The sequence below is a fragment of the Sphingopyxis sp. genome (genome assembly GCF_025869345.1).
Classification (GTDB): domain Bacteria; phylum Pseudomonadota; class Alphaproteobacteria; order Sphingomonadales; family Sphingomonadaceae; genus Sphingopyxis.
Genome location: NZ_JAOZVW010000113.1, coordinates 1 through 5,803 on the forward strand (window position 1 = coordinate 1; position 5,803 = coordinate 5,803).

General features: G+C 63.5%; 3 protein-coding genes. 2 read left to right on the plus strand and 1 reads right to left on the minus strand.

Annotated elements, in window-relative coordinates; genetic code table 11:
- Window positions 1–85: 85 nt before the first annotated feature.
- Together clpX and OJI97_RS11780 are read left to right on the plus strand one after the other, a co-directional pair.
- A complete protein-coding gene (gene clpX, locus OJI97_RS11775) occupies window positions 86–1,357 on the plus strand; it encodes an ATP-dependent Clp protease ATP-binding subunit ClpX (protein ID WP_257547641.1) in 1,272 nt (423 codons plus the stop codon).
- A gap of 307 nt (window positions 1,358–1,664) precedes the next feature.
- The gene (locus tag OJI97_RS11780; RefSeq protein ID WP_297663707.1) at window positions 1,665–5,126 is read left to right on the plus strand and encodes a TonB-dependent receptor; all 3,462 of its coding nucleotides are present in this window, start codon (window positions 1,665–1,667) and stop codon (window positions 5,124–5,126) included.
- Window positions 5,127–5,236: 110 nt separating this feature from the next.
- Here OJI97_RS11780 and OJI97_RS11785 read toward each other — a convergent pair whose 3' ends face one another.
- Window positions 5,237–5,647 (minus strand): SufE family protein, encoded by a 411-nt coding sequence (locus tag OJI97_RS11785; protein WP_297663708.1) that lies wholly within the window; start codon window positions 5,645–5,647, stop codon window positions 5,237–5,239.
- Window positions 5,648–5,803 lie beyond the last annotated feature (156 nt).

Consider the following 5,803-nt stretch of genomic DNA (forward strand, 5'->3'; position numbering starts at 1 on the left):
CATCCAATTGCCATATTGTAATTGGGTGGCCGGGGGCTAGGATAAGGACGGCAGCGCGCCTTTTGCGCCCGCCAGAGGAAGATTTATGACGAAATTGAGCGGCTCGGACAGCAAGAGCACACTCTACTGCTCCTTCTGCGGCAAGTCGCAGCACGAAGTCCGCAAGCTGATCGCGGGTCCGACCGTGTTCATCTGCGACGAATGCGTCGAGCTTTGCAACGACATCATCCGCGAAGAGATCAAGGGCGGGATCGCCGCGCGCAAGGACGGCGCGGTGCCGACGCCGCTGGAAATCTGCCAGCATCTCGACGCCTATGTGATCGGCCAGAACAAGGCGAAGCGCGTCCTCTCGGTCGCGGTCCACAACCATTACAAGCGCCTTGCGAACTCGGGGCGCGGCGAGGATGTCGAGCTTGCCAAGTCGAACATCCTGCTCGTCGGCCCGACCGGCAGCGGCAAGACTTTGCTCGCACAGACGCTCGCGCGCTTCCTCGACGTGCCCTTCACCATGGCCGACGCGACGACGCTGACCGAGGCGGGCTATGTCGGCGAGGATGTCGAGAATATCATCCTCAAGCTGCTCCAGGCGTCGGACTACAACGTCGAAAAGGCGCAGCGCGGCATCGTCTATATCGACGAGATCGACAAGATCAGCCGCAAGGCGGAGAATCCCTCGATCACCCGCGACGTGTCGGGCGAAGGCGTGCAGCAGGCGCTGCTCAAGCTGATGGAAGGCACGACCGCGAGCGTTCCGCCGCAGGGCGGGCGCAAGCATCCGCAGCAGGAATTCCTGCAGGTCGACACGACGAACATATTGTTCATCGCGGGCGGCGCCTTCGCCGGCCTCGAAAAGATCATCGGCGACCGCCTGCAGGGCAAGTCGATCGGTTTCGGCGCGCATGTCGCCGGCCCCGACGAACGCCGCGCGGGCGAGACGCTCAAGCAGATCGAACCCGAGGATCTTCTCAAGTTCGGCCTGATCCCCGAATTCGTCGGCCGTCTGCCGGTGATCGCGACGCTCGAGGACCTCGACGTCGATGCGCTGGTCAAGATTTTGGGCGAGCCCAAGAATGCACTGGTCAAGCAGTATAAGAAATTGTTCGACCTCGAGGAGGTCGCGCTGACCTTCACCGACGACGCGCTGGTCGCGGTCGCCAAGAAGGCGATCGAACGCAAGACCGGCGCGCGCGGTCTGCGTTCGATCGTCGAGGCCATCCTGCTCGACACGATGTTCGACCTGCCCGACCTCACCGACGTGGTCGAGATCGTCGTCGACAAGGATGTCGTCGAGGGCCGCAAGGACCCGGTCCGCGTCTATGCCGACAAGGCGAAGGAAGCCGCCGGCGACGCGGCCTGATTTCGCCCCGCCTGAGTCGCGGCCTATAGTCCGATTGAAATCAGCGGCGTCGCGCATAATGCGCGGCGCCGTTTTGTTGCATCGCAGCAACAGTCGCTCGAAAAAACGCACCGGCGCTTGTGGATAACTTCAGCGGACCGACGCAAATTCGCGTTTTTTTACCCCCCGCCCTGCCCGCCCGCCAAGCGCGGCTTGCACTGTCACAATTGCTGTCACAATCGTGCCACATGCGGGCTTCAGGGGCGCTCGCAGGTCAAGCGCGCCCGGTTGCGCGGCTGCCGAATGCTACCAAAGGGGACATCCTGACATGAAACTTCGTTATTCGATCGCGGCTAGCCTGATGGCTATCAGCGTCGCTACCGTCGTCGCCGCACCGGCGCAGGCGCAACAGATCACCACCGGCATCCAGGGCCAGGTCAACGACGACAATGGCGGCGCCATTGCAGGCGCGAAGGTCATCATCACCGACACGCGCACCGGCGCGGCGCGCACCTTCACCACCGGCGCCGACGGCCGCTTCGCCGCGACCGGCCTCGTCACCGGCGGGCCTTACAGCGTCTCGGTCAGCGCCGACAGCTTCGAAGGCCAGACGCTGCAGGACATCTACACCTCGCTGCAGGGCAACACCGACCTCGCCTTCTCGCTGTCGTCGGGCGGCGGCGAAATCGTCGTCACCGGCACCCGCGTCCGCGTGACCCAGCTCGCGGTCGGCCCGGGCAATAGCTTCACCACCGAAGTGCTCGAAAGCGCCCCGTCGTTCAACCGCGACGTCCGCGACATCATCCGCCTCGACCCGCGCGTCAGCCTCGATCGCGACGACGGCGGCTCGGGCCAGGACCGCATCTCGTGCCTCGGCGGCAACGACCGCGGTAACGCCTTCACCGTCGACGGCATCAGCCAGGGCGACGTCTACGGCCTCAACGACACCGGCTTCTCGTCGCGCAGTTCGACCCCGATCCCCTATGACGCGGTTCGCGAAACGCAGGTGCAGTTCGCGCCGTTCGACGTCGACTACGGCTCGTTCACCGGCTGCGCGATCAACGTCGTGACCAAGTCGGGCACGAACGACTATCACTTCGGCGGCTTCTTCGAATATTCGGACAACGGCATGCGCGGCGACTCGCTGCCCGGCATCGCCAAGCTGCCGCCGGTCAAGCCCGAAAAGCGCTGGGGCCTGTGGGCCGGCGCGCCGATCATCAAGGATCGCCTGTTCATCTTCGGCGCCTATGAGCATCAGGAAGCCGGTCAGGCGCAGGACGACGGCCCGGTCGGCGGCGGTTACGCCAACGAACAGACCGGCATCACCGTCGATCAGTTCAACGAAATCTCGGGCATTCTGAAGAACACTTACGGCGTCGACACCGGCCCGCTCGTAACCAATCGCCCCTATTCGAACGACCGCTATTTCGGCCGCCTTGACTGGCAAATCACCGACAACCACCGCCTCGAGCTGACCTATCAGCGGCTCGAGGAAGGCTCGACCCGCCCCGATGACCTGTTCACGGGCACGTCGCCGCAGGCCGTCGGCCTCAACACCTTCTACACCAGCGGCACCAAGTCGAACTATTATTCGGGCCGCCTCTATTCGCAGTGGACCGATAATTTCTCGACCGAACTGCGCTATTCGCGTTCGGAGGTTCGCGACCGTCAGGACCCGATCGGCGGCGGCGAAGCCCAGTCGGCCAACCCGATCCCGCGCATCATCGTCGGCATCGACAATCCGACGGGGATCGACGGCACAGTGCTGGCGGGTCCGGGCACCTCGCGCTCGGCGAACGACCTTCGCACCGACATCGACCAGTATCGTGCGGTCGCCAAGCTGGTCGCCGGTTCGCATACGCTGAAGATCGGCGCCGAACTCAACCGCGCCAACCTGTTCAACCTGTTCGTCCAAAACGCGACCGGCACGCTGGTGTTTCGCAATATCGACGACCTGCGGGCCGGCCTTCTGTCGCCGGGCGCGGTTCCGGCCGGTCCCGATCCGGCTTGCAGAAACGTCACCAACTCGACCACGCCCGTCAACGTCGTCAACGGCTGTACCTATGGCGCCTTCGGCAACTTCTCGTCGACGGGCGACATCAACGACGCCGCCGCCGCGTTCACGCGCAGCATCTATTCGATCTTCGCGCAGGACGATTGGGAAATCTCCGATCGCCTGAACGCGGTGATCGGCGTGCGCACCGACTGGTACGACGGCGGTAATCCGCGCTACAATCCGGTCTTCGCGCAGCGCTATGGCATTCCGAACACCACCGGATTCAGCAATCTGGCGCCGGTCGTGATGCCGCGCCTCGCGCTGACCTATGACATGGACGATTTCGCGGTGTTCGGGCGGCCGAAGCTCAGCGCCGGCGTCGGCATCTTCTCGGGCGGCGACCCGGTCGTCTGGTTCGGCAATGCCTTCCAGAACGACGGCCGCGGCTTCAACGAAGGCAATACCGGATCATCGAACTGTCCGACCGGCCAGATCAGCGTCCTGACGGGTGGTCAGTTCAGCGGAGTTCCGACCTGCATCCAGGCTGCCGGCATCTCCACCGCCGCGCGCGGCCTCGGCGATACCCAGTCGATCAGCCCGGACATCAAGATGCCGACGGTGCTGCGCGCCAACATCGGCTTCCAATCGGAACTGAACTTCGCCCCGTCGGGCTTCTTCAGCGGCTGGAACCTGAACCTCGATTATATCTACAGCAAATATCGCAATCCGCTGACGCTGGTCGACCTGTCGCAGACGGTGAACCCGAATCTGGGCCTCAACGGCTACACGATCGACGGCCGCCCGATCTATCGCGCGATCGATCCGAACGTCGCGGGTTGTACGGCAAAGCTCGTTGGGCTGAATCCGGCTCCGGTGTATGAGGACGTCAACGCGGTCTGCTTCAACACCGGCCGCGACGACGAACTGCAACTCACCAACAGCGCCGGCTATCGCAGCCACAATGCGTCGATCATCCTGTCGAAGACCTTCGACGGCGGGCTGTTCACCGAGAATGGCAGCGTCGATTTCAACTTCGGCTATGCCTATACCGACTCGCAGGACCGGCGGAGCATGTACAACTCGACGGCAGGGTCGAACTACGACTATGTCGCCGCGTTCGATCGCCAGAATCCGGGGGCGTCGCGCAGCTTCTACGAAAGCCGCCACAATATCTCGACGCGCCTCGCCTTCCGCGAGGAGTTCTTCAACGATCTGTCGACGCGCTTTGCGATCAGCTTCATCGCTCGCTCGGGCCGTCCGTACAGCCTGACGTTCGGCGGCAGCGGCATCTTCAACGACAGCGTGTCGGGCAGCAACAACGCACTCGCCTATCTGCCGACCGGGATCGACGATCCGAACATCTCGCCGTCGTCGAACATGACGGCAGTGAAGGATCTCGTCGCTTTCGCGAGCGGCCTGGGCTGCGCGAAGAAATATGTCGGCAAGACGATCCCGCGGAACACCTGCTCGAACGACTGGTATTTCGACATGGATCTGTCCTTCTCGCAGGAGCTTCCTGGTCCGGGCCGCCTGTTCGGCCGCAACGACAAGATCAAGCTCTATGCGACGATGGACAATTTCCTGAACTTCCTCGACAAGGACTGGAACGTTCAGCGTCGCCGCAACTTCGCGGGGCTTCAGGACATCGCGTCGCTTGGGTCGACCGGCTTCGATTCGGATGGCCGCTACATCATCTCCGGCTTCAACGGTGTGGACAGCATCGCGGACGACAATGGTATCAACACCAGCTCGTCGGTGTGGCGCCTGAAGATCGGCGTCTCCTACGAGTTCTGATCCCCGATCAGGGCCGGAAAATCGGGGCGTGGGAGGAAACTCCCGCGCCCCTTTTCTTTGTCCGAGCATGAAATGGCGGGTGATCGCCGCCGATGCCTTGAAGTCTTCTTCTAACCCGCCGCAATCCGGCGTGCCGTGTCCTGGACCAGCGCGATCATGTTGGGAACGCCCTGGGTGCGGTTCGACGAGAGTTGGCGGGTCAGGTCGAAGTGGGCGAGTGCGGCGGTGACGTCCATCGCCGCGACCTCGGCCGCCGGCCTGTCCTGCACCGCGGCGAGGACGAGCGCGACGATCCCCTTGGTGATCGCGGCATTGCTGTCGGCGAGGAAATGGAGCCGGCCATCGTCCTGCGAAACCGGATAGACCCAGACGCTCGCCGAACAGCCGCGCACGAGCGTCGCGTCGGTCTTGAGCGCATCGGGCATCGGTTCGAGTTCGCGCCCGAGCTCGATCAGCAGGCGATAGCGATCGTCGCCGTCGAGGAAATCATATTCGTCGAAGATGTCGGAAAGGCTGCGCATGGCGCGGCCGTGGCAGATTTGAGGGAAAGTTGGAAGAGAGACGTCGCCCCCGCGCAGGCGGGGGCCGCCATCGGCCTTGCGCTGCCCCGATGGGTGTCTCGACTTCGCTCGACACGAACGGGACGGTGGGTCAGATGAAAGGCGCACCGCTCTTAT